Origin of the sequence: Ardenticatena maritima, from assembly GCF_001306175.1 — a bacterium.
Lineage (GTDB): Bacteria > Chloroflexota > Anaerolineae > Ardenticatenales > Ardenticatenaceae > Ardenticatena > Ardenticatena maritima.
Map to the genome: position 1 here is coordinate 296,344 of NZ_LGKN01000009.1, position 21,226 is coordinate 317,569.

A 21,226-nucleotide genomic window follows, 5' to 3' on the forward strand; every position below is an offset into this window, starting at 1 on the left:
CCCATCGCGGTGAACAGACTCATGCAGGCGTCATGGCCTCTTCCACCGTCAGCACATCGCCCGCTATCGGTTCGCAATTCGCATACACGCCGCGATACTGCGGGGGAAGCAATTGCGCCAGGCGACACATCGCCGCATCGGTGAGTTTCTGCAACACATCGCGCGGTGGTCGCCGTTGTTCGCTCCGCAGCCAGAACGGACGCCCCACGCGAATATAGACATCGGGACGCCGCAACCGAGGCCACGCTTTGCGCCACTGCTCTTGCCCCCAAATGGCAACCGGCACCACAGGCACATTGGCTTGCACCGCCAGGAGCGCCAGCCCTTCTTTCCCGCGCAACAGGCTATGCGTAGGGCTGCGTGTTCCCTCCGGGGCGAGGTAGAGCACCTGCCCATCACGCAAGACGCGCAACGCCTGCTTGAGCGCCCGAATATCCCCCGCCCCACGTCGAATCGGGAACGCTCCATACCAGCGCACAATCTGCCCGATAATGGGCTTCTCAAAGTTTTCGACTTTCGACATCATCACTACTTCGCGCGGGATGTACGTGCCAATCAACGGGGGATCGAGAAAAGACATGTGGTTGCTTATGAGAATAAACGCGCCCTTCTGTGGAATATGGTGCAGACCTTCCACGTGCACCCGCAACAAGAGACGAAAGATCACATGGCGCAAAAGCCAGTTCGCAATATGGTAGAAGCGGGGGAGATAGCGTTGCATGGCCTTCCTCACGTTGGTTTATGGTTCATACACGAAAATGTCAACCAACTCGCCCTGCGGTGTGCGCAGGTAGGCAACATCGCCGCTATTGTTCCAAATGGGATCGCGGCTGCCCCAATAGAGTGCGCCATTCTGCATTGCGCCTTGCCCTGAATAAATCCGCACATGGTCGCCGGGGGCAAGTGTGTAAGCGGGCAAAATATATTCATTGTTGCTCTCGTCCGAGAGCCGAAATCCTTGCAGGTTGATGGGCTGCGAACCATTGTTTTCGAGTTCGACCCATTCGCCATTCACGTTTTGGTTGTCATTGCCGGGCGCATCGGCGTTCAGGTCCACAATGCGCACCGTGATATGCTCATCACTCGGCTGCCAGAGTCCGCGCCGATACTCGCGCGCCTCCTGTTCGGCGGCGCGCAATTCGGCTTCATACGCCACATTGGGCGGCACCGTGTAAACCTGGGCAAACCCTTGCCGCACAATTTCGAGGTTGACGAACGTCCCATCGGCGAGGAAAAGGTAGGCCAGGCGTCGCCCGTACTGGTCGAACGCATCTACATCGTTTTCCAGGCGTACCGGCTCATGCAAAACCAACGACGCCACAAAATCGCGCGCCTCTTCATAAAAAGGCTGCCCACGTTCAGGCGTGTTGATACCAATCAAGCGCACGGTTTCTTCTGTATCGAGCACGACGGTATCGCCATCAATCACCTTGGAGACGCGCGGCCAATCGGCTGTATCGGTATCGGTGCTGGGCGTTGCCGCACATGCAACGCCCAACACGCCCCACAGCATCACGAACACCAAACGAATGAGCATGTGCCGCTTCATGCGAGCCGCAACCCTAACACACCCGCCATGCGATGCAAGGCTTCTTGCGCCAGGCGCACATCGCGCCCATGGTGCGCCGCTTCGCGAATGGCGCGCCCCACTTCGAGCATGGTTTCCACCGCCACGGGGGTGTTGAGGTCGTCGTCAAGGGCGGCGGTGAAGCGTTGTTCATCATCGGATACGTCCAGCGGTTCGCCCGACCCTGAGGGCGCGTGGGCGGCTTCGGTGAGCATATTCGCCCACGCCTGGGCTTCTTCCTGCTCGGCGCGGTTCCACTCCCAGGCTTCGCGGTAGTGGTGGCGAATCAGGTTGAGGCGAATCGCGTCGGGCGAGAAGCCTTCTTCCAGCAAATTGCGCACCAACACGAGGTTGCCCAGCGACTTGGACATCTTCTCGCCATCTTTGCGCACCATGGCAATGTGCATCCAATAGCGCACGAAGGGGCGTTGCCCCGTAAATTTTTCGCTCTGGGCAATCTCACATTCATGATGGGGGAAGAGCAAATCAGCGCCGCCCCCGTGAATGTCAATCGTCGCGCCCAAAAACTTCATGCTCATGGCTGAACATTCAATGTGCCAGCCAGGGCGTCCAGGTCCCCAGGGGCTATCCCACGTCGGTTCGCCCGGCTGTGCCGCCTGCCAGAGCACAAAATCGAGCGGGTCGTCTTTGTTGGGGTCGTTGGGGTTGTTGCCCCGCTCATTGGCAATCGCCAGCATCTCGTCGTAATCGAGGCGGCTCAATTTACCAAATTCGGGGTCGGCATGCACGCGGAAGTAAACATTGCCGTTGCGCTCGTAGGCAAAGCCACGCCGCAACAAATCTTCCACAATGCGAATAATTTCGGGAATGGTTTCGGTGGCTTTGGGGTAAAAATCAGGCATGCGCACATTCAAATCGTGCAAATCGCGCAGAAAGGCTTCGGTGTGTATGCGCCCCAGTTCATCCCACGCCATTCCCACTTCGGCGGCTTTGCGCAAAATGTCGTCGTCAATGTCGGTGACGTTTTGGGTATAGCGCACGGTGTAGCCTTTGGCTTCCAGGTGGCGAATCAGCACGTCGAACGAAATGTAGGTGAAGGCGTGTCCGAGGTGGGTTGTGTCATACGGTGTCACGCCACACACGTAGAGCGTGACGGTTTTGCCAAACACGTGAAATGGTTCTTTGCGCTGCGTCATTGAGTTGTAGAGTTTCATGGCTGCTTCCTCATATCGCCTTGTTTTTTTGTATCGCCAACATCTGTATCGTACCAAGTCATGCAATTTTGGCGAATATGAGCAGCATGAAACTCAGCCGTTCGCGAGCGTCGCCTCCAACGCTGACCGCATCACATCCAGCGGTGCGGCTTGCCCCGTCCACAACTCGAACGCCGCTGCCCCCTGGTGCAAGAGCATGCCCACGCCGTCAATGGTGCGCGCCCCGACTTCAGCGGCAAGCCGCAACAGACGGGTTTGGCGGGGCACATACACCAAATCATTGACCGTCAGGTGGGGCAACAAGCGCACACCGTCGGGGAGCGGTACGGCGTTGGTGTGGGGGTGCATGCCAACGCTGGTGGCGTTCACCAACAACGTTGCTGCTTCCAGGGCGGTTTGCACCGCCTCACGTTCAAATGGCAGAACACGCGACACACCGCGCCCCACGGCTTGCATCGTTTCTGCCAGCGCCTCCGCACGCGCCTGTGTGCGGTTCGTCAACCAGACCGTGGCGCCCGCCTGCAACAAGGCGTACACCACCGCCCGCGCCGCGCCGCCTGCTCCCACCACCAGCGCACATTGCCCCGTCGGGTCAACGCCCGCTTCGCGCAAGGCGCGCAAGAAGCCCGTGGCGTCGGTGTTTTCACCAATCAAGCGCCCGTCTCGGTTGATGATGGTATTGACCGCGCCGACGGTGTGGGCGGTGGGCGTCATCTCGTCCAAAAAGGGCACCACGGCTTGCTTGTGCGGTACGGTGATATTGCATCCGGCGAAGCGCAGCGCGCGAATGCCCCGCACAGCGTCGCCCACATCGTCGGGGGCGACGGGCAGAAGCAGGTAGTGCCAATTGAGCCCCAAGGCGCGAAAGGCGGCGTTGTGCATGGCGGGCGAGCGGCTATGCGCCACAGGCCACCCCATCAAACCGACGTAGGTGGGAAGCGCGTGCTCGTTCATGCCTGCGTCTCTTCCACTTCGCCCAGCAGGGTTTCGACAAAGCGGGGGAAACTGTCCGCCATCACATCAGCACCCTGCAACGTGGTTGGACCATCGGCGATGAGTGCCGCCACGGTGAGCGCCATCGCCAGACGGTGGTCGCCGTGGCTTTCGACGGTTGCGCCCCGCAATGGGGTGGGACCACGCACCACAAACCCATCGTCCAGCGGTTCAATGTCCGCGCCCATCTTGCGCAGTTCCCGCGCGACGTTGCCAATGCGGTCGGTCTCTTTGACGCGCAGTTCGGCGGCATCGCGCACGATGGTTTCGCCTTCCGCCTGGGTGGCGGCTACCGCAATGATGGGGAATTCATCAATGGCGCGCACCACAAGGTCGCCGGCAATGGTGGTGCCGTGCAACGGCTGGTGATGAACAATCAGGTCGGCGGTCGGTTCAATGGCGTCTTCGCGCACGTTGTCAAGCGCCCAGGTGGCGCCCATACGTTGCAAAATATCGAGAATGCCCGTGCGTGTCGGGTTGATCCCCACGTCAACGAGCCGAAGCGTGCTGTTTGGGACGAGGAGCGCCGCCACGATGAGAAAAGCGGCGGATGAAATATCGGCGGGGACCACAAACGCGCCACCATCGGGAGCCGTGAGGGGACGCAGCGGCGCTTGCGGCGCCTGGACACGCACGGTGTTCGCTTCAAGCGTCAGCGGTGCGCCCATGGCGTGTAACATGCGCTCGGTGTGGTCGCGCGCCGGACCGGGCTGGGTAATGACGGTCTCCCCCTCGGCGTACAACCCCGCCAGCATGAGCGCACTCTTCACCTGGGCGCTGGCGATGGGCATCTCGTAGGTGATGGCGCGTAAAGGCGCGCCACGAATCGCCAGCGGCGCAAGGTTGCCGCCGTCGCGCCCATCAATTGCCGCCCCCATACGGCGCAGAGGGTCGGCAACGCGCCGCATGGGACGTCGGCGCAAGGCGTCGCGCCCTGTGAGCACGCTGAAAAAGGATTGCCCCGCCAGCAATCCGCACAACAGGCGCATTGTTGTGCCCGAACCGTCGCAATCGAGCACGTTTTCAGGTTCACGCAAGCCGTGCAGCCCCACGCCATGCACACGCACGCGCGTGGGGGTGGCGGGGTCGTGTTCGATAGGCACCCCCAACGCGCGCATCACATGCAGGGTGGCGTAGCAGTCCGCAGCCGGCAACCAGCCCACCACGTCGGATGTTCCTTCGGCCAGCGCCCCCAGGATGAGCGCGCGGTGGGAGATGGATTTATCGCCAGGAACGCGGCGCGTCCCTGTGAGCGGGTGTGTGAGTGGGTGAATCGTCAAGTTCTGCATGGTTTTGTGCATCTCTTCCTGGTTCAAGGGTGTTGGTTTTCCGCCCATGCACGGCGCAAAGCGGCGAGCGCTTCCAAACGGGCGCGTAAGGCGGCTTCGTCTTCCACCGCCAGCAAGGCGCTCAGCGTGCGCAATGCGTGCATGGCGTTTTCGATGGCGTTCAACACCGCCTCGCGGTTCGTCAGCAGAATGTCGAGCATCATGGTGCTGTTGCTTGCCGCCAGGCGGCTGGTATCGCGAAAGCCCGATGAAGCCAATTGGGCGGGAGCGGTGTCTTCCGTTTCGAGGGCGGCGGCGACAAGCGCCACACTCATCAAATAGGGGAGATGGCTGACCAACGCCACAGCGGTATCGTGTTGGGCGGCGTCGAGCCAAAGGGGGCGCGCGCCCAGTGCGCGGGCAATGGTTTCTGCGGTGGCGCGGGCGACAGCATCCGTGCGGTCGGTGGCACAGAGGGCAAAGGGGGCGTTTTCAAACAATGCGGCTTCGGCGTGGCGCAAGCCGGCGACTTCTTTGCCACACATGGGGTGCCCCCCCACCGCCCGCACATGCCGCGGCAAGGTGTTCATCCGCGCGACAATATCACGCTTGGTACTGCCCAAATCAAGCACGAGCGTACCGGGGCGCAGGCACGGCGCAATCTCATCCAGCAACTGCAAAATAGCCCGCACGGGCGCCGCCAGCACCACAACGTCGGCATCGCGTACCGCATCGTGTGGGTCGCTGGCGGCCTGTTCAATCACGCCGTCCGTCACCGCGCGCACCATGACGTCGCGCTGGGGGTCGTATCCGATAATGAACGACGCCAACCCAGCACGACGGGCGGCCAATGCAAATGAGCCGCCCATCAAGCCAAGTCCCAAAATGGCCAGTTGCGTGATCGGTGTCATGGGGTCAACGTGTCTTGGTCAGCCGTCCGCTCACGTTTACTCACCACCGGTTTTTCGCCCTCACGCCGCAATGTGCGCCGCTTCATCCCGCGAACGCAACAGCCGCCGCCCGATGGCGTGGGTAATCCGTTCCACGTCGTCCATCAGGCGCGCAAAGTTCTCAGGGGTGAGCGACTGCCCACCATCAGACCAGGCGTGTGCGGGGTCGGGGTGAACTTCGATAATCAACCCATCTGCCCCAGTCGCCACCGCCCCGCGGGCGACAGGCGTGACGTACTGCCATTTGCCCACACCGTGGCTGGGGTCGGCAATGACGGGCAAGTGGGTGAGTTCTTTCAACACGGCAATGGCATTCAGGTCGAACGTGTTACGGGTCATTTTTTCGTAGGTGCGAATGCCACGCTCGCAAAGCATCACCTGGTAGTTGCCCTCGCTGAGAATGTACTCCGCTGCGAGCAACCACTCTTCGATAGTAGCGCTCAACCCGCGTTTGAGCAACACGGGCTTGTTGGTGCGCCCCACGGCTTTCAGCAAGGGGTAGTTCTGCATGTTGCGTGCGCCAATCTGCAAGATATCGGCATACTCGCACACGAGGTCAAGGTCTTCGACACCCATCACCTCGGTAATAATCGGCAAACCGGTTTCCTCACGGGCTTCGGCAAGGTATTTCAGCCCCTCTTCGCCCAACCCCTGGAAACTGTACGGCGACGTGCGCGGCTTGAATGCGCCCCCACGCAACACCGTTGCACCAGCCGCTTTGACGGCATGCGCCGTCTCCAAAATTTGTTCGCGTGATTCAACCGAGCAGGGTCCAGCCATGACGACGACGGCATCGCCGCCAATTTTCACGCCATTGACGTCAATAATGGTGTTTTTTTGTTGGAAATCACGGCTGGCGAGTTTGTAGGGGCGCAAAACACGCATGGCTTCCTCCACTCCTGGTAAAGCCGTCCATTGTTGCGGGTCGAGATGGCGTTCATCGCCGATAACGCCAATGATGGTGCGCTCTTCACCGCGCGAAATGTGGGCACGCATGCCTTGTTCTTCAATAAGGTTGAGCACTTCACCGATTTCAGCGGCGGTTGCATGGGCTTTCATGACGATAATCATACAGTTCCTCCTTTTTTGGTTGATGTGGTTGAAAACGTCTGTTGCATTGAGAGTGTTTTTGCGTACTGCAAACAGCCATCCAGCACCGTTGGGACCGCCTCTACGGTGCATGGCGTCAGTCCATACTCCGCCAGTGTCTGTTCGAGGCTCTGCCCGACCAGTGGGTGCAAGTCCAGCGCCTCACCACTCACAAACACCGGCAATGCCTCGCGCACGTCCAGACGCTGCACACCACGCCAAAGTTGGCGGGCGATGTGCGCCCCCATGCGCTGCAACAGGGTTTGCGCTGTCGCATCGCCTTCTTCCGCCGCCGCCCGCACCATCGGCGCCAAAGCCGCCAATTCATCGGGCGTGTGGGATTGCGTGAGCCAATCAGCGAATGCGTGGCGGTCATCAATTCGCAGGGCGGCGCACAGGTGATTGGCAAGTGGGCTTGGCGTATCGGTGTACAAAGCATCGAGGGCGGCATCGCAGGCGTGGCGCACCAATGAGGGGAGCAGGTCAGGCCAATCAGCGGATGGGGGGAGAGACAGCGGGATGTCGTGTCCCGAAAGCCAGGCGTGCGCATCAAGTGCGAAGTCGGCCAGCGCGACAAGGGCATGGGGCGGCGCTCCGAGCGCTTGATGGCGGGCGGCGGGTCGTGTGAGCAGCGCGAGCCGCGGCGCTTGCCACCCGTAGCGGTCGCCCAACATGGTGAGCAGGAGATCGCTCGGCGGCTGTTCCAGCGCCAACACCACGGCGCTCACCAATGAGGGATGAATGGGGCGGGGGCGGGCTTCCATGAGTGTGGCATCAATCGCATCGAACAGCCGCGACGCGACCAAGTCGCCCTGCGCCATCCAGAGAGATTGCGAGGAACGGTGTCGGCTCAAGACCGTGCCTTGTTCGTCCTCCAGGCGGCACGTATAGCCCAAACGGTGGGCGTCGAAGACCAGCCGCAAGGGCCCCAACGGAGCAGGCTCCAGGGCGTCATCGGGCAGCGGCGGCAACGGCACAGTCGCTTCAATGGCGCGGTCGGGGCGCAGGTGGCGGGCGTCGCGCAGGTAAATGTGGCGGATTTCATGCTGTTTGCGGGTTGTGTTCCACTGGATGAGAACGCGGATACACTTGGGAACAGCGCCCGGCACGTCCATTTCATGCGTGCAAAGCAGCGCCGCATCGTGCCAGCCCATCTGGCGCAAGGCAAGCGCCGGGAATGTGGCGTTCAAATCGCGCGTGGTGCTCAAAATCACACACGCCACATCTTCTTGCCGAATGCCATTTGCCAGAATCATTCGCTGCAACAACTCGCGTGTTGCTTCGAGAATGGCCTCTTTGGTATTGGCAGAAGCGGTTGTCGCGCCGCGCACCCCTCGACAGACTTTCATGGCTTTGCTCCTCTGGTGATTGGGCAAACAAAAAAGCGTGGAGCCGGCTGCTCCACGCTTGTGATCCCGATGTGAAGGGGTCAGGTCAGAGAATGCGGCGCGTCGCAGCCGGGCGCTTTCCAGCGCCAGCCAAAATAAAAGTAAAAGTACGCGCCGCCGAACACACCATCATACCCAGCCATTGGGCTGTGCATCGTGCGAGATGTTTGGTTGGTGATGATGGCGTGGTTCCACATAAAGCCTGACACTCACGTTTTCCTTCGCAGGTGTGCGTACTATACCAAAGCCATGCAGCAAAGTCAATAGCGGAAAAAACGAATTCGCCCAAATGGGTAAGCGCCAGACACCCAAAAGCCCCCGCCGGAGCGAGGGCTTCGGTTGGGCGGCATCACCGTTGGCGGCCTAGCGGCTCACCTCCGGTGATGCCCACGTGCACCGACAAGAACTATAATCCATGGGCATCACCTCCTTTTCTAAAAGATAGCAAGCGGTACGAGATGAATCGGAATAATACGGAAGTGATGCGTACCGGTGCACGGTGCAGGCATTATGGCACACATGCAGGGCAATTGTCAACAAGGTGGGAAAAACGCTTGAAAAACCGATTTCGTGAATTTTTGAACAACGCCCACACATATTTGCCTTTTTTCTCTTTTGCCCTATCATCTGATGAATTGCCGCTCAGAAAGCAGGCAAGAATCAATCAACAGCGTTTCATCGAGTCGAGTTGCACGTGCCCTTGGCTCTGTGAAGCCCAAAGGAGCATTGTGTGACTTTTCAGCAGTTTTCGTTCGATTCCCGTATTCAGCGTGGTATTTCCGCCGCAGGGTTTCATACCCCAACCCCCATTCAAGCCGAAGCCATCCCGCACATTCTGAAACAGCGTGATGTGCTTGGACTGGCGCAAACAGGCACCGGCAAAACCGCCGCGTTTGTGCTGCCCATTTTGCAGCGCCTGCACGCCACCGCCAACCGCCGTCCGCGCGCCTTGGTGCTTGCCCCCACCCGCGAACTCGCCGAGCAAATTGAAGGTGTTTTCCGCACGTTGGGGCGCTATACCAAGGTGCGCAGCCTGAGCATTTATGGCGGTGTCAGCAAACGCCGTCAGGCGGCTATTTTGCGCCGTGGAGTGGATGTGATTGTGGCATGCCCCGGTCGCTTGCTCGATCATATGCGCGATGGCGCGATTGACTTCCGCCAGATTGAGACGCTCGTGCTGGACGAAGCCGACCGCATGTGCGATATGGGCTTCCTGCCCGATATTCACGCCATCATCAAGCAATTGCCTGCACAGCGCCAAACGTTGCTCTTTTCGGCAACGATGCCGCGCGATATTCGCATGCTGGTCAAAACATTCATGCAGAACCCTGTGACCGTGCAGGTGGGGGAAACAGCCCCCGTCGCCTCGGTTTCACACGCCCTGTACACCGTCCACCCGCGCGCCAAAGCCGATTTGCTCTTGGCGTGGTTGCAGCGCACCACTCGCGGTCGCGTGCTCGTGTTCACCCGCACCAAGCGGGGCGCGCGCGACCTGACGCACACGCTACGCCGCCAGGGGCACGCCGCCGCTGCGCTGGAAGGTGATATGTCGCAACGTCAGCGCCAACGCGCGATTGACGGGTTCCGCCGTGGGCACCACGATATTCTCGTCGCGACGGATGTCGCCGCGCGGGGTATTGACGTCCCCGGTATCACGCACGTCATCAACTTCGATGTCCCCGACACAGTGGACGCCTACACCCACCGCATTGGGCGCACCGGACGCGCCGACCAAACAGGCGAAGCCATCTCGTTTGTGTCGCGCCATGACCGTTCGCTGGTGCACAGCCTTGAAAAAACGTTGGGCGAGCGCATTGAACGCCGCTGGATGGAAGGGGCGCAGTTCGACAGCCCGCCAGCCTCACGCCCGCGCGGCAAGCGCCGCCGCACCGCCTAACCCTGTCTGCACAACAAAACGCCCGACTACGGTCGGGCGTTTTTTGCTGTTTTCTGCATGCGCATTTTGGCTATAATGCCCCCACACCAATGATGCGAGGTGAGCATGACATTCCCAACCGGCAAACTACCACCCGAAGTGCTCTCCCGTCTGTTACAGCACCGCGCCGCCGCCGACCCCAACGTGCTGATTGGGCCCGGTATTGGGCTGGATGCGGCGGCTATCGCCGTGGATGATGCCGTCATTGTCGCTAAAAGCGACCCCATCACGTTCGCCACGGAAGAAATTGGCTTTTACGCGGTCAATGTCAACGCCAATGATGTCGCGTGCATGGGCGCAGAGCCGCGATGGTTTCTGGCGACGCTCTTGCTTCCCGAAGCGCAAACAGACGAAGCCTTGGTGGAACGCATTTTCATGCAGTTGCACCACGCCTGTGATGCCCTTGGCATTACACTCATCGGCGGGCACACCGAAATCACCTATGGGCTTGACCGCCCCATCATCGCCGGGCACATGCTGGGGCTGACCAGACGCGAGCGCCTGGTTGACGCGCGCCACGCTCAACCCGGCGACGCAGTGTTGCTTGTGCGTGGGTTTCCCATCGAAGGCGCCGCCATCATCGCCCACGAAAAAGCCGAGGCATTGCGCGCACTCGGCTTTGACGAAACCACCATCGCCGCCGCACGCAACTTCCTGCACGATCCGGGCATCAGCGTGGTGGCTGCGGCACGCCTCGCACTGGACACAGCGCCGGTCCATGCGCTACACGACCCCACCGAGGGGGGTGTGGCCACCGGATTGTGGGAACTTGCCGAAGCCGCGCGTGCGGGCATTCTCGTTCAGGAGGAGGCTTTGCAACCGCTGCCACTCGCCGCCGCATTGTGCGCCGCCTTCGGGCTTGACCCGCTAGGCACGATTGCCAGCGGCGCCCTTCTGCTTGTTGCGCCCCCTGACGCCGTAGAAACACACCTGGCGGCGTTTGCCGCTGCCAACATTCCGGCTGCGGTGGTCGGCGAACTGCGCCCGATTGAAGAAGGGCGTTGGCTGGTCAAAAACGGCGAACGGCGTCCCCTGCCTCGGTTCGACGCCGACGAAATCACACGTTTGTTTACGTGAGGCGCCTATGGATTTCAGCACAGCCTTTACCGTTTTGGTGCTCGTTTTCATGCTTGTTGGTGGCACGTTTCTCATCATCATGTGGGCGCGCGAGGAAAGCGAAAAGAGCGCCACGCCCCCGTTCTTTGAACGCGCGCAACCGGGCGCGTATCGCGTGGTACTCGAATCACCAGGGCGGCGCAAATCCGCCGTCATGCGGCTGGTACGCCAGGCGCGCCCCAACGTCTCACTCAAAGAGGCGTTGACCGCTGTCGAACACCCGCCGGCGGTGATTGCTGAAAACATCAGCAAACCGGACGCCGAGGCGCTGGTGGCTTTGTTGGCTGAAAAAGGCGCGCAAGCGCGCATCGAGATGAGGGAATGAAGGAGGGCGTATGTTCGAGCGATTCAAGAAACTGCCCGACGATTGGCGCGAGCGGCTGCCCCCTGGACAACATCTCACGCAAAAATGGCCAGTACTCCATTACGGCGCCATCCCCCACATTGACCTGGAGACGTGGCGTTTACGGCTGTTTGGTGAAGTGGAAGAAGAGGTTGAACTCACATGGGATGAGTTCATGGCGCTTCCCCAAACCACGCGCACCAACGACATTCATTGCGTGACGGGGTGGAGCCGCTTGGACAACACCTGGACGGGGGTCGCCATTCCCGATTTGATGAGACTGGTGCGTTTGAAGCCCACCGCTACGCATGTGATGGTGCATGCTTATGGCGGCTATACCACCAACATGCCGCTGGATGAATTCCTGCGCGAAGATGTTCTGCTGGCGCACAGCCACGATGGGCAACCATTGACGCCGGAACACGGCTGGCCGCTCCGACTGGTTGTGCCCCATCTCTACTTCTGGAAAAGCGCTAAATGGGTGCGGGGCATCGAATTTATGGCCGGCGACCGTCCCGGGTTCTGGGAGCGCTATGGGTATCACAACCACGGCGACCCGTGGAAAGAAGAGCGCTTTGGCTGACAACGAGAGGCGCGGGTATCTTCCGCGCCTCTTTATGTTATGTTGCCGCCAGCCGCTGGCGCACCACCTCGTAGATGACAATCCCCGCCGCCACACTCGCATTGAGCGATTGAATACGCCCCCGCATGGGAATACGCACCAGAAAATCGCACGCCTCGCGCACACGGCGGCTCAGCCCACGCCCTTCTGCGCCAATCACCACCCCAAGCGGTCCCGTCAAGACCGCTTCGGTGTGCGTTTGCGGCGCGTCCATATCAAGCCCAACCCACCAGAGCCCTGCTTCTTTGAGCGCTTGCATCGCATCGTACAGGTTCCCCACACGAGCGATAGGCAAGTACTGGACTGCGCCAGCTGACGTTTTGTACACCGTGGACGTGATACCGGCGGCGCGCCGTTCGGGCAGCAGAATGCCGTGAACGCCGGCGGCTTCGGCTGTGCGAATGATGGCGCCGACGTTGTGCACATCTTCCAAATGGTCGAGCAGCACGACAAACGGCGGCTCATGGCGTTCAGCGGCGCGCGCCAGAATGTCTTCCACCGTGGCGTAGCGAAACGGCGCTACACGCGCCACCACGCCCTGATGGTTCCCCTGCGCGAGTTTATCAAGCCGCTGACGCGGCACGAAACGCACGGGAATACCGCGCTGTTCAGCCAGCGCAAGCAGGTCGCGCAAGTGGGTGCGTGTTTTAGGCGTGTCGAGCACCCACAACGTCTCTACTTCCGCCTCACTGCGCAACAATTCGCGCACAGGGTGGCGACCATAGACAATGTCGCTCATGATAGTGACTCCTGTTTACAAAAGATGACGCTGACGTAAAGAAAGCCCCCATGTTGGGGGCTTTTCAATGGCTTGCACACCCTTTTACGACTTGGCGCGCCACTTCGTCCCTTCGGGCGTATCTTCCAGCGCAATGCCTTGCTCCGCCAAGCGGTCGCGAATCAGGTCGGCGAGCGCCCATTCGCGCTTCTTGCGCAATTCACTGCGCACCTCAATCAGCAGTTCCACCAGCGGCGCAACGTCAGTTGCCGCCGCACCGCCACGCCGCGTTTCCTCCGTCAGGCGGAAGCCCAGCACTTCCAGCAATTCGCGCAATGTCGCCTGGGCTTCGGTAAAGCCGGGGCCAATCTCGCGGGCGTCGCGGGCGGCGTTGATGGCGCGCGCAAGGTCGAACAGCGCCCCCAGCGCCTGCGCCGTGTTGAAGTCATCGCTCATTGCGGCGTCAAACGCGGCATGGGTTTCGCGGGCTTTCGCCGCCAGGGCGGCATCGTTCGCGCCCGGCAACGTGTTGGCGGGCGGGTGTTCCAACGCGGCGTAGAAGCGTTCCAGCCCACGCTGTGCCGCGGCAAAACTTTCATCGGTATAGGTCACAGGGCGGCGGTAGTGGCTGGACAACACAAACAGGCGGAACGCATTCGGGTCATAGCGCTCCAAAATTTCATTCAAGGTAATCAGGTTGCCCAGGCTCTTGCTCATCTTCTCGCCGCCCAACTGCAACAAGCCGTTGTGCAACCAATACTTCACGAAGGGCGTTTTCCCCGTGTAGCATTCACTTTGCGCGATTTCGTTTTCATGGTGGGGGAAAATAAGGTCTGCCCCGCCACCGTGAATATCAATTTGCTCACCCAGGTAGTGCAGGCTCATCGCCGAGCATTCAATGTGCCATCCGGGACGCCCCGGTCCCCACGGGCTTTCCCAAGACGGCTCGCCCGGCTTAGCGGCTTTCCACAAGGCAAAGTCGAGCGGGTTTTCCTTGCGTTCGTCCACTTCCACACGTGCGCCCGCCTTCAAATCTTCCAGGCGGCGACCGCTCAACTTGCCGTAATCGTCATCTTTGGCGACACGGAAATAGACATCGCCATCCACGACGTAGGCGTAACCTTTCTCGATCAGCCCTTCGATGAGTTCGATAATCTCGGCAATCTCGCGGCTGGCGTAGGGATAGACATGCGCCCGCTTTACATTGAGCGCATCCATTTGTTGCAGGAATTCCTCAATGTAGCGGTTGGTCAGTTCCTGCCATGAAATGCCGAGTTCGGCGGAGCGCTTGATGATTTTATCTTCCACATCGGTGAAGTTCTGCACGTGGCGCACACGATAACCGCGATATTCCAGGTAGCGGCGAATCATGTCGAAGACGATATAACTCATGCCATGCCCGATATGCGCGCTATCATACACCGTGGGACCACAGACATACATGCGCACATAGGGCGGTTCAAAAGGCTCAAAAGGTTCTTTTTCACGAGTAAGGGTGTTATACACAACGAGTTGCGGTTTGGATTCAGTCATGGGTCATCCCTGCGTTTGGCGCGATTGTTTGTTGACAGTCTCATGCCAGCCGAGCGCAATGAGGCGCACGGCGGTGGCTATTGTAATCGATTCTGTATTGAGCACCATATCATACAACAAAGGGTCTTGCCAATCGGCATGATAAAACCGGCGCAGATATTCGGCGCGTGCTTCATCGCTGGCGCGCACTTGCTTGGCAACCACAGCCCGCGGCTGCCCCAACTGCTTGCGCACCCGCTCGACACGCAGCGGAAACGGTGCAGTGACACGCACATGAAACGCATCATCACGCCCCGCCAGCACAATTTGCGCGCCTCGTCCCACAATCACCACATGCCCTTCATCAGCAATCGCACGAATGACCTCGCCAATGAGGCGCACATATTCTTCGACGGTAGGGGCAAGCGGCGCCATCAGTGGCGCAAACAAACCGCCAATCGGCGGCGGCGATTCCACAGGGTCGGATGAGGGCGGCACAGCAGGGTCAAGGTGGAGCAAGGCAAGCAATTTTTCCACGAAGGGGCGGCGTGTATCTGCCGCCAACTCATCAAGTGCACTCTGGGGCACATTGCTGGCGCGTGCAGCGCGGTAGATACGCTCGCGATCCACATACCGCCACCCCAGCGCGGCCGCCAGGCGCTGCCCGATATGGCTCCCCAGGCTGCCCCATTCGCGCGAAATCGTAATCACGCTCATACGCCATCACGTTCAGGGATTGGGTTGTGTATGCGGTTCGGGAACTTGGGCAAAAATCATGCGTCCGGCCACCGTTTGCAACATGCGGGTGACGACCACATCAACCGTCTGGCCAATGAAGTCACGCCCATTTTCGACCACCACCATCGTGCCATCATCGAGATAGCCAACCCCCTGGCCGGGCTCTTTTCCTTCCTGAATAAGCGTGACGGTAATCGTCTCACCGGGAATCACCACCGGGCGCAATGCGTTGGCAAGTTCGTTGATATTGAGCACACGCACGCCCTGCACCGCCGCGACACGATTGAGGTTGTAATCGTTGGTGATGATAGCCGCCCCCAACCGTTGCGCCAGCGCCACAAGTTTGCTGTCCACTTCGGTCAAATCGGGGACATCCTCATCGGTAATTTCAATCGGCACCGATGATTCTTGCATCATCTTGTTCAACATCTCCAACCCACGCCGCCCACGCTTGCGGCGCAAAGGGTCGGGCGAATCGGCGATATGCTGCAACTCATTGAGCACGAACCGCGGCACAAGCAATGTGGCATCAATAAATCCTGTGCGCGTAATATCAGCAATACGCCCGTCAATAATCACGCTGGTATCGAGCAGAACGTAGCGTTTGCCACGATCGCCCAAAAAGCGGGTGCGCACTGTCGCCGCCAAATCGCGCTCGCGCATAATCATCACCGCCACGCCCACGTAGCCGAAAAGAACAGCGACCACCACAGGCAGGAAGTTACCCAAAGGCGGCGGCAACAGCGAAAGCGGCAAAGAGAGCAAAGCGGCAATGATCAACCCAACAACAAGACCAATGGTGCCATAAAGAAAGTACGAGGCGGGCACTTGTTTGATTTTCGCACGCAACCACCGAAAGGGGCGGGTGGTGAAATAGGGGGTCACAAGCAAGCCCAGCCCAAACCCCACCAACGTGAAGACAAGCACCGCCCGCACATCTTCCGACTGCCCAATCCGCGACAGATTGAGCGCAACAATCAGCCCCAGAACAGCGCTGACCAGAGCGCCTACCAGGCGTATGTAAAATTCGATACTCATCGGGAAAGTCCTCCAAGGCGGATAAATGCTGGATGATAGCGGCATAGTAGCACAGCGCAGAAAGATGGTCAATGCTTCTCAAGGCGAAAGGCATCGCCACGTTGTTTGACGTTCTGTCAGAATTCTTTTATACTTTCGGAGATTGAAAAATTCCCCCCCGTGATGTTTCCACAAGAAGTATGTTGGAGTGCCTAACGGTATCTCCAAATCCGGGGTAGGATTTTGTCTCCAGATACTTTGCAAACAATTCAAGAATCAAAAATGAGAACCTATCTTCCCAGAAGATACTGCGGCATGGTTTGATCTCTTGCCATGCGTCTGGAAAGAAAGGGAACAAGGAGTTGAACCAATGCCACGCAAAAAGAAAACACAGGAAGAAACAGAAGCGACAGCGTCGGCAGAATCTCCCGTGGAAACGGTAGAAACCCCTGAAACACCTGCTCAAGAACCTGAACCTGTGGAAATAGCAAGCCAAACCTCTGCTGAAACCGACCAAACACCTGCAACAGATTCCGAAACAGATGTGTCGGCTGCTGAATCGGCAACGTCAGCCCAACCGAGCAGTGAGAATGCTGAACCCATTGAATTTGATGAGGCTGCAGAGCAAGCGGACGAGACAGAGACACTCCCCCGATATCAACCGCGGCCTCCCTACGCAAGCGACCTCGATGTGGATGTACCGCCCTCGCCGCTCTTCTCGCTTGACATCGCCGATTTGGAACAGATGACGCTCTCCGAATTGCGCGAGTTAGCGCGTGAAGTGGGGTTGAGCGGTTTCAGTCGGCTGAAAAAAGATGAGTTGATTTTCCGCCTCCTGCAAGCCAAAGCCGAAGCCAAAGGCTACATGCTCGGCGGGGGGATTCTCGAAATCACGTCAGACGGGATCGGTTTCTTGCGAAGCGAACGCATGAAACCAGGCCCCAAGGATGTGTATGTCTCACAAAGCCAGATTCGGCGTTTTGGCTTGCGCACCGGCGACATGGTGACCGGCCAAGTCCGCCCGCCCAAAGAGACAGAGAAGTACTACGGGCTGCTGCGCGTCGAAGCGGTCAACGGGCTAGACCCCGAAGCCGCCAAGCGCCGCCCTCACTTCGACCGGCTGACGCCAATCTTCCCCAATGAGCAAATCAAACTCGAAACCAAGCCGCATATCCTCTCCACCCGCGTGCTTGACCTTATCGCGCCCATTGGCCGTGGGCAACGTGGGTTGATTGTTTCGCCCCCCAAAGCGGGGAAGACGACGCTGCTCAAAGATATCGCCAACGGCATGGCCGCGAACTACAACGACCTGCATCTCATGGTGGTGCTCATCGGTGAACGCCCCGAAGAAGTCACCGATATGGACCGCTCTGTGGAAGCCGAAGTGGTTGCCAGCACCTTCGACGACCCCGTGGAAGACCATGTGCGCGTCGCCGAAATGGCGTTGGAACGCGCCAAGCGTCTTGTAGAAGGCGGCCGCGATGTGGTCATCCTGCTGGACTCGATTACACGCCTGACCCGCGCCTACAACCTCGTCGTCCCACCCAGTGGGCGCACGCTTTCCGGTGGTATTGATCCGGCGGCGCTCTATCCGCCCAAGCGCTTCTTTGGCGCCGCACGCAACATTGAAGAAGGCGGCAGCCTCACGATTATCGCTACCGCCCTGGTGGACACGGGAAGCCGCATGGACGATGTCATTTACGAAGAATTCAAAGGCACCGGCAACATGGAAGTCCATCTCAACCGCCGCCTCGCCGAACGCCGCATCTTCCCAGCCATTGATATCGAACGTTCGGGCACCCGCCGCGAAGAATTGCTCCTCGACCAGGATACGCTTCAACGCGTCTGGCTGGTGCGCCGTATGGTCTCTACCTTGGGCAACCTGGAAGGCGTCGAGGCGTTGCTTGACCGTATGCGCAAAACGCGCAGCAACGAACAATTCCTGGCAACCCTGCATCTTGACATCTAAAGCCATCACCCAAAACCACCCAGGGGCGTCGTCCAAAGGCGACGCCCTTTTTGTTTTTCCATCAGCGCTTGTTTGGCGAGCCCCACGCTCTCTCTATAATATCGCGCCGATAGATGTAGACTTGTTCAGCAAGCACGCAGGAAACTTATGGACGAACATACCGACGAATACGCAATCGAGAAACGTCGCTCTTCAACAGACGAGACATCTATTGAAGCCGTTGACGCTCTGCTGACCGTTCCCCGCCTGGCGCAGTGGGAACGCCGTATCCGCGTCCTGGCACGGTGGGGGCGTCAAAAATTGCACGACGAACCCCTCCTGGGACGCCTGACCAGCCATGCGACCGTCCTGAGCATCATCGCGCTTATCCTCATCTTTAGCCAGTGGAGCATGGTGGTGCCCACATTTGCCATGCCGACGATTTTCGCCGAAGAAGAGCGCCCAACCGCGCTCGGCTATCGCCCGCTTCCCCAAGCCGTCACCCTGACAGAACCCCCCGCTTTCTCGTTCACATGGGGGCCTATTCGCGAAGAAAACTCGCCAGAAGAAAAACCGGCGATTGAACGCACCGAGCCGGTGGTGTACATCGTGCGTGCGGGGGATACGCCCATCAGCATTGCTGAACGTTTCGGGCTTTCACCGGAAACCATCGTTTGGGCGAACACCGAATTGGAAGAAAATCCCGCCCTGTTGCGGATTGGGCAACAACTCATTATCCCACCTGTTGATGGCGTGCTCCATACCGTCAAAGCCGGTGATACACTTGAAAGCATCGCTCGCAAGTATGAAGTATCGGTTGATGACATCATCAATTGGGAGCCCAACCACCTGACGCGCGACTCCCAACTCGTTGTCGGGCAACAAATCATGGTGCCGGGTGGGGTCAAACCCTTCACACGTCCACGGGTGGCTTTGACCGGGCAAATGGTCGCCCCGCCGTCGAACTTTACCGGCGCAACGGGGCGCTTCATCTGGCCAGCGACCGGGGTGATTACACAATACTCGTGGAGTGGGCACGTTGCGCTTGATATCGCAAACCTCACCGGGACACCGATTTATGCAGCAGACGCAGGTGTTGTCATCTACGTGGGATGGGACAACACGGGGTATGGCAACATGATTCTGATTGACCACGGTAACGGTTTCCGCACGCGCTACGCCCACCTGAGCGCCTTCAATGTTTCAGCAGGGCAGCAGGTAAGCAAAGGGGCACTGATTGGGCGTATGGGAAGCACCGGGCGAAGCACAGGCCCCCACCTGCACTTTGAAATCATCTACAATGGTGTGCGTCAAAACCCCTTGGCCTATTTGCCCTAACGCTCCATTTGTTGCACGCTCAGCCGCCGGCTTTCTCCCGGCGGCTTCTCTTTGTTGCATACGGAGGCGACTATGCAATGGACACCCTGGTCGGTGAGTGAACTGACAACCTACATCAGCACGCTTTTCGACGAAGACGAGTTCCTCCAAAACGTGCTGGTACGTGGTGAAGTCTCAAATTGGTCGCGGGCGTCATCCGGGCATTGCTACTTCACGATCAAAGACGCTGACGCCCAACTGAAATGCGTCATGTGGAAAACGGCCGCCGCCCGCTTGCTTTTCGACCCGATGGATGGCGATGAAGTGATTGTGTGGGGGCGGGTTGGGGTCTATGCCACACGCGGCCTCTATCAACTTTACGCCGAAGGGTTGCAACCTGTGGGGCAAGGCGCGCTCTACGCACAATTCGACGCGCTCAAACGCCGTCTTGAAGCCGAAGGGCTGTTTGACGCCGCGCGCAAACGCCCCCTGCCGCGCTATCCGCGCCGTATCGGTGTGGTGACTTCGTTGCAAGCCGCCGCCCTGCGCGATATTTTGAACGTCTTGCGCCGCCGCTACCCACTTGCTGAAATCATCATCAGCCCCACGCTCGTGCAGGGGGACGAAGCGCCGCCACAAATCGTAGAAGCCTTACGTCGCCTCTACCGTGAGGATGTGGATGTGATTCTCCTCGCACGTGGCGGTGGTTCCATCGAAGAACTCTGGGCGTTCAATGATGAGCGCGTGGTGCGTACCGTCGCTGAAAGCCCTGTCCCGCTGATTACCGGCGTCGGGCACGAAACCGACTTCACCCTTGTGGATTTCGCCGCCGACTGTCGCGCGCCCACCCCATCCGCCGCCGCTGAGATGGCGACGCCCAACTCCGAGGACGTGCTGGCGGATGTGCAACGCATACGGCAAGCGCTCACAACGCTTGTCAGGCAACGCCTCACCCACTGGCAACGGGATGTTGAGCACGCATGGCAACGTCTGGACAGCCTCACACCTGAACATCATGTTCAACGCCTGCATAACGAGGTCGCCGCCCACCGCCGCCGCCTCGCCGACCTGACGCAAAATCGCTTGCACCTTCTGCACATGCAATTACAGAGCGCACACGCCCAATTGCGCGCACTTGACCCGCACGCGGTCTTACAACGGGGCTACGCCATGGTGCGCAATGAACGCACCGGGCGCTTTGTGCATTCCATTCACGATGTTCTGCCAGGCGACCAGTTGCAAATTCACGTCGCTGATGGCACCATTCACGCGATCATCCCGCCGAAGGAGGAAACAGACCATGACGGAGACGCCGCGCACCTTTGAAGAAGCCTTTGCCGCGCTTCAAGAAGTGCTGGCACTGCTCGAAGCCGGCACGCCCACACTTGACGAAACAGTGGCCTTGTACGAAAAAGGCGTTCAACTGGCTCACCTTTGCGAGAAATTCTTGCAAGAAGCCGAACTGCGCATTCGCACACTCGACCCACAAAATGAAACACTTTCATCTTTGGAAGAAGGTGAATAGCCTC

General features: G+C 59.3%; 20 protein-coding genes. 8 read left to right on the top strand and 12 right to left on the bottom strand.

Going from position 1 to position 21,226, the window contains the following annotated elements:
- Window positions 1-19: 19 nt before the first annotated feature.
- The 8 genes from SE16_RS14190 to aroH all read right to left on the bottom strand — a co-directional run bounded on the left by SE16_RS14190 (window position 20) and on the right by aroH (window position 8,391).
- Window positions 20-721, bottom strand: a complete 702-nt coding sequence (locus tag SE16_RS14190) for a lysophospholipid acyltransferase family protein (protein ID WP_054492215.1) — start codon at window positions 719-721, stop codon at window positions 20-22.
- An 18-nt stretch (window positions 722-739) separates the two neighbouring features.
- Window positions 740-1,537, bottom strand: a complete 798-nt coding sequence (locus SE16_RS14195; protein WP_054492213.1) for a lamin tail domain-containing protein — start codon at window positions 1,535-1,537, stop codon at window positions 740-742.
- A gap of 8 nt (window positions 1,538-1,545) precedes the next feature.
- Complete coding sequence (gene cysS, locus SE16_RS14200; RefSeq protein WP_054492212.1) at window positions 1,546-2,742, bottom strand: cysteine--tRNA ligase; 1,197 nt, start codon at window positions 2,740-2,742, stop codon at window positions 1,546-1,548.
- 93 nt (window positions 2,743-2,835) lie between these two features.
- The gene (locus SE16_RS14205; RefSeq protein ID WP_054492210.1) at window positions 2,836-3,696 is read right to left on the bottom strand and encodes a shikimate dehydrogenase; all 861 of its coding nucleotides are present in this window, start codon (window positions 3,694-3,696) and stop codon (window positions 2,836-2,838) included.
- Window positions 3,693-5,024: a 3-phosphoshikimate 1-carboxyvinyltransferase gene (aroA, locus tag SE16_RS14210; RefSeq protein ID WP_054492223.1), complete on the bottom strand. Its 1,332-nt coding sequence runs from the start codon at window positions 5,022-5,024 to the stop codon at window positions 3,693-3,695. Before aroA ends, SE16_RS14205 begins: the two co-directional genes overlap by 4 nt.
- 23 nt (window positions 5,025-5,047) lie before the next feature.
- The gene (locus SE16_RS14215) at window positions 5,048-5,914 is read right to left on the bottom strand and encodes a prephenate dehydrogenase (protein WP_054492209.1); all 867 of its coding nucleotides are present in this window, start codon (window positions 5,912-5,914) and stop codon (window positions 5,048-5,050) included.
- 60 nt (window positions 5,915-5,974) lie between these two features.
- Window positions 5,975-7,024 carry a 3-deoxy-7-phosphoheptulonate synthase gene (aroF, locus tag SE16_RS14220; RefSeq protein WP_054492207.1) on the bottom strand — a complete coding sequence of 350 codons (1,050 nt, stop codon included), beginning with the start codon at window positions 7,022-7,024 and terminating at the stop codon, window positions 5,975-5,977.
- The gene (aroH, locus tag SE16_RS15565; RefSeq protein WP_082374042.1) at window positions 7,021-8,391 is read right to left on the bottom strand and encodes a chorismate mutase; all 1,371 of its coding nucleotides are present in this window, start codon (window positions 8,389-8,391) and stop codon (window positions 7,021-7,023) included. The genes aroF and aroH overlap by 4 nt, the downstream gene beginning before the upstream one ends.
- Before the next feature lie 769 nt (window positions 8,392-9,160).
- Here aroH and SE16_RS14230 point away from each other — a divergent pair.
- The 4 genes from SE16_RS14230 (at window position 9,161) to SE16_RS14245 (ending at window position 12,408) form a co-directional block, all read left to right on the top strand.
- The gene (locus SE16_RS14230) at window positions 9,161-10,327 is read left to right on the top strand and encodes a DEAD/DEAH box helicase (RefSeq protein WP_054492205.1); all 1,167 of its coding nucleotides are present in this window, start codon (window positions 9,161-9,163) and stop codon (window positions 10,325-10,327) included.
- A 105-nt stretch (window positions 10,328-10,432) separates the two neighbouring features.
- Complete coding sequence (locus tag SE16_RS14235; protein WP_054492203.1) at window positions 10,433-11,443, top strand: AIR synthase related protein; 1,011 nt, start codon at window positions 10,433-10,435, stop codon at window positions 11,441-11,443.
- A 7-nt stretch (window positions 11,444-11,450) separates the two neighbouring features.
- On the top strand, window positions 11,451-11,807 hold the full coding sequence (locus SE16_RS14240; protein ID WP_054492201.1) for a ribosomal protein L7/L12: 357 nt from the start codon (window positions 11,451-11,453) through the stop codon (window positions 11,805-11,807).
- A 10-nt stretch (window positions 11,808-11,817) separates the two neighbouring features.
- Complete coding sequence (locus SE16_RS14245) at window positions 11,818-12,408, top strand: sulfite oxidase-like oxidoreductase (RefSeq protein ID WP_054492200.1); 591 nt, start codon at window positions 11,818-11,820, stop codon at window positions 12,406-12,408.
- A 37-nt stretch (window positions 12,409-12,445) separates the two neighbouring features.
- Here the strand turns inward: SE16_RS14245 and rlmB are convergent, their stop codons facing one another.
- From rlmB to SE16_RS14265, 4 genes are all read right to left on the bottom strand, one after another.
- Entirely contained in the window at window positions 12,446-13,186 is a 741-nt protein-coding gene (gene rlmB / locus SE16_RS14250; RefSeq protein WP_054492198.1) for a 23S rRNA (guanosine(2251)-2'-O)-methyltransferase RlmB, read from the bottom strand.
- Between the two features lie 84 nt (window positions 13,187-13,270).
- A complete protein-coding gene (cysS, locus tag SE16_RS14255) occupies window positions 13,271-14,698 on the bottom strand; it encodes a cysteine--tRNA ligase (RefSeq protein ID WP_054492197.1) in 1,428 nt (475 codons plus the stop codon).
- Between the two features lie 3 nt (window positions 14,699-14,701).
- Window positions 14,702-15,394: a cytidylate kinase-like family protein gene (locus SE16_RS14260; protein WP_054492195.1), complete on the bottom strand. Its 693-nt coding sequence runs from the start codon at window positions 15,392-15,394 to the stop codon at window positions 14,702-14,704.
- A 12-nt stretch (window positions 15,395-15,406) separates the two neighbouring features.
- Window positions 15,407-16,453, bottom strand: coding sequence for a PIN/TRAM domain-containing protein (locus SE16_RS14265; protein WP_054492193.1), 1,047 nt, complete (start codon window positions 16,451-16,453; stop codon window positions 15,407-15,409).
- A 724-nt stretch (window positions 16,454-17,177) separates the two neighbouring features.
- Here SE16_RS14265 and rho point away from each other — a divergent pair.
- The 4 genes from rho to xseB all read left to right on the top strand — a co-directional run bounded on the left by rho (window position 17,178) and on the right by xseB (window position 21,222).
- Window positions 17,178-18,401, top strand: coding sequence for a transcription termination factor Rho (gene rho, locus SE16_RS14270; protein WP_054492222.1), 1,224 nt, complete (start codon window positions 17,178-17,180; stop codon window positions 18,399-18,401).
- 147 nt (window positions 18,402-18,548) lie between these two features.
- Window positions 18,549-19,718, top strand: coding sequence for a peptidoglycan DD-metalloendopeptidase family protein (locus SE16_RS14275; protein ID WP_054492191.1), 1,170 nt, complete (start codon window positions 18,549-18,551; stop codon window positions 19,716-19,718).
- Between the two features lie 72 nt (window positions 19,719-19,790).
- The gene (gene xseA, locus SE16_RS14280) at window positions 19,791-21,023 is read left to right on the top strand and encodes an exodeoxyribonuclease VII large subunit (RefSeq protein WP_054492189.1); all 1,233 of its coding nucleotides are present in this window, start codon (window positions 19,791-19,793) and stop codon (window positions 21,021-21,023) included.
- Window positions 20,998-21,222 carry an exodeoxyribonuclease VII small subunit gene (gene xseB / locus SE16_RS14285; RefSeq protein WP_054492188.1) on the top strand — a complete coding sequence of 75 codons (225 nt, stop codon included), beginning with the start codon at window positions 20,998-21,000 and terminating at the stop codon, window positions 21,220-21,222. Before xseA ends, xseB begins: the two co-directional genes overlap by 26 nt.
- The last annotated feature ends 4 nt before the right edge of the window (window positions 21,223-21,226 follow it).

Bases quoted from the DNA above. Each gene is read 5' to 3' on its own strand.
- SE16_RS14190 (WP_054492215.1), bottom strand. From the start codon at position 721: ATGCAACGCTATCTCCCCCGCTTCTACCATATTGCGAACTGGCTTTTG.
- SE16_RS14195 (WP_054492213.1), bottom strand. From the start codon at position 1,537: ATGCTCATTCGTTTGGTGTTCGTGATGCTGTGGGGCGTGTTGGGCGTT.
- cysS (WP_054492212.1), bottom strand. From the start codon at position 2,742: ATGAAACTCTACAACTCAATGACGCAGCGCAAAGAACCATTTCACGTG.
- SE16_RS14205 (WP_054492210.1), bottom strand. From the start codon at position 3,696: ATGAACGAGCACGCGCTTCCCACCTACGTCGGTTTGATGGGGTGGCCT.
- aroA (WP_054492223.1), bottom strand. From the start codon at position 5,024: ATGCAGAACTTGACGATTCACCCACTCACACACCCGCTCACAGGGACG.
- SE16_RS14215 (WP_054492209.1), bottom strand. From the start codon at position 5,914: ATGACACCGATCACGCAACTGGCCATTTTGGGACTTGGCTTGATGGGC.
- aroF (WP_054492207.1), bottom strand. From the start codon at position 7,024: ATGATTATCGTCATGAAAGCCCATGCAACCGCCGCTGAAATCGGTGAA.
- aroH (WP_082374042.1), bottom strand. From the start codon at position 8,391: ATGAAAGTCTGTCGAGGGGTGCGCGGCGCGACAACCGCTTCTGCCAAT.
- SE16_RS14235 (WP_054492203.1), top strand. From the start codon at position 10,433: ATGACATTCCCAACCGGCAAACTACCACCCGAAGTGCTCTCCCGTCTG.
- SE16_RS14240 (WP_054492201.1), top strand. From the start codon at position 11,451: ATGGATTTCAGCACAGCCTTTACCGTTTTGGTGCTCGTTTTCATGCTT.
- SE16_RS14245 (WP_054492200.1), top strand. From the start codon at position 11,818: ATGTTCGAGCGATTCAAGAAACTGCCCGACGATTGGCGCGAGCGGCTG.
- rlmB (WP_054492198.1), bottom strand. From the start codon at position 13,186: ATGAGCGACATTGTCTATGGTCGCCACCCTGTGCGCGAATTGTTGCGC.
- cysS (WP_054492197.1), bottom strand. From the start codon at position 14,698: ATGACTGAATCCAAACCGCAACTCGTTGTGTATAACACCCTTACTCGT.
- SE16_RS14260 (WP_054492195.1), bottom strand. From the start codon at position 15,394: ATGAGCGTGATTACGATTTCGCGCGAATGGGGCAGCCTGGGGAGCCAT.
- SE16_RS14265 (WP_054492193.1), bottom strand. From the start codon at position 16,453: ATGAGTATCGAATTTTACATACGCCTGGTAGGCGCTCTGGTCAGCGCT.
- rho (WP_054492222.1), top strand. From the start codon at position 17,178: ATGACGCTCTCCGAATTGCGCGAGTTAGCGCGTGAAGTGGGGTTGAGC.
- SE16_RS14275 (WP_054492191.1), top strand. From the start codon at position 18,549: ATGGACGAACATACCGACGAATACGCAATCGAGAAACGTCGCTCTTCA.
- xseA (WP_054492189.1), top strand. From the start codon at position 19,791: ATGCAATGGACACCCTGGTCGGTGAGTGAACTGACAACCTACATCAGC.
- xseB (WP_054492188.1), top strand. From the start codon at position 20,998: ATGACGGAGACGCCGCGCACCTTTGAAGAAGCCTTTGCCGCGCTTCAA.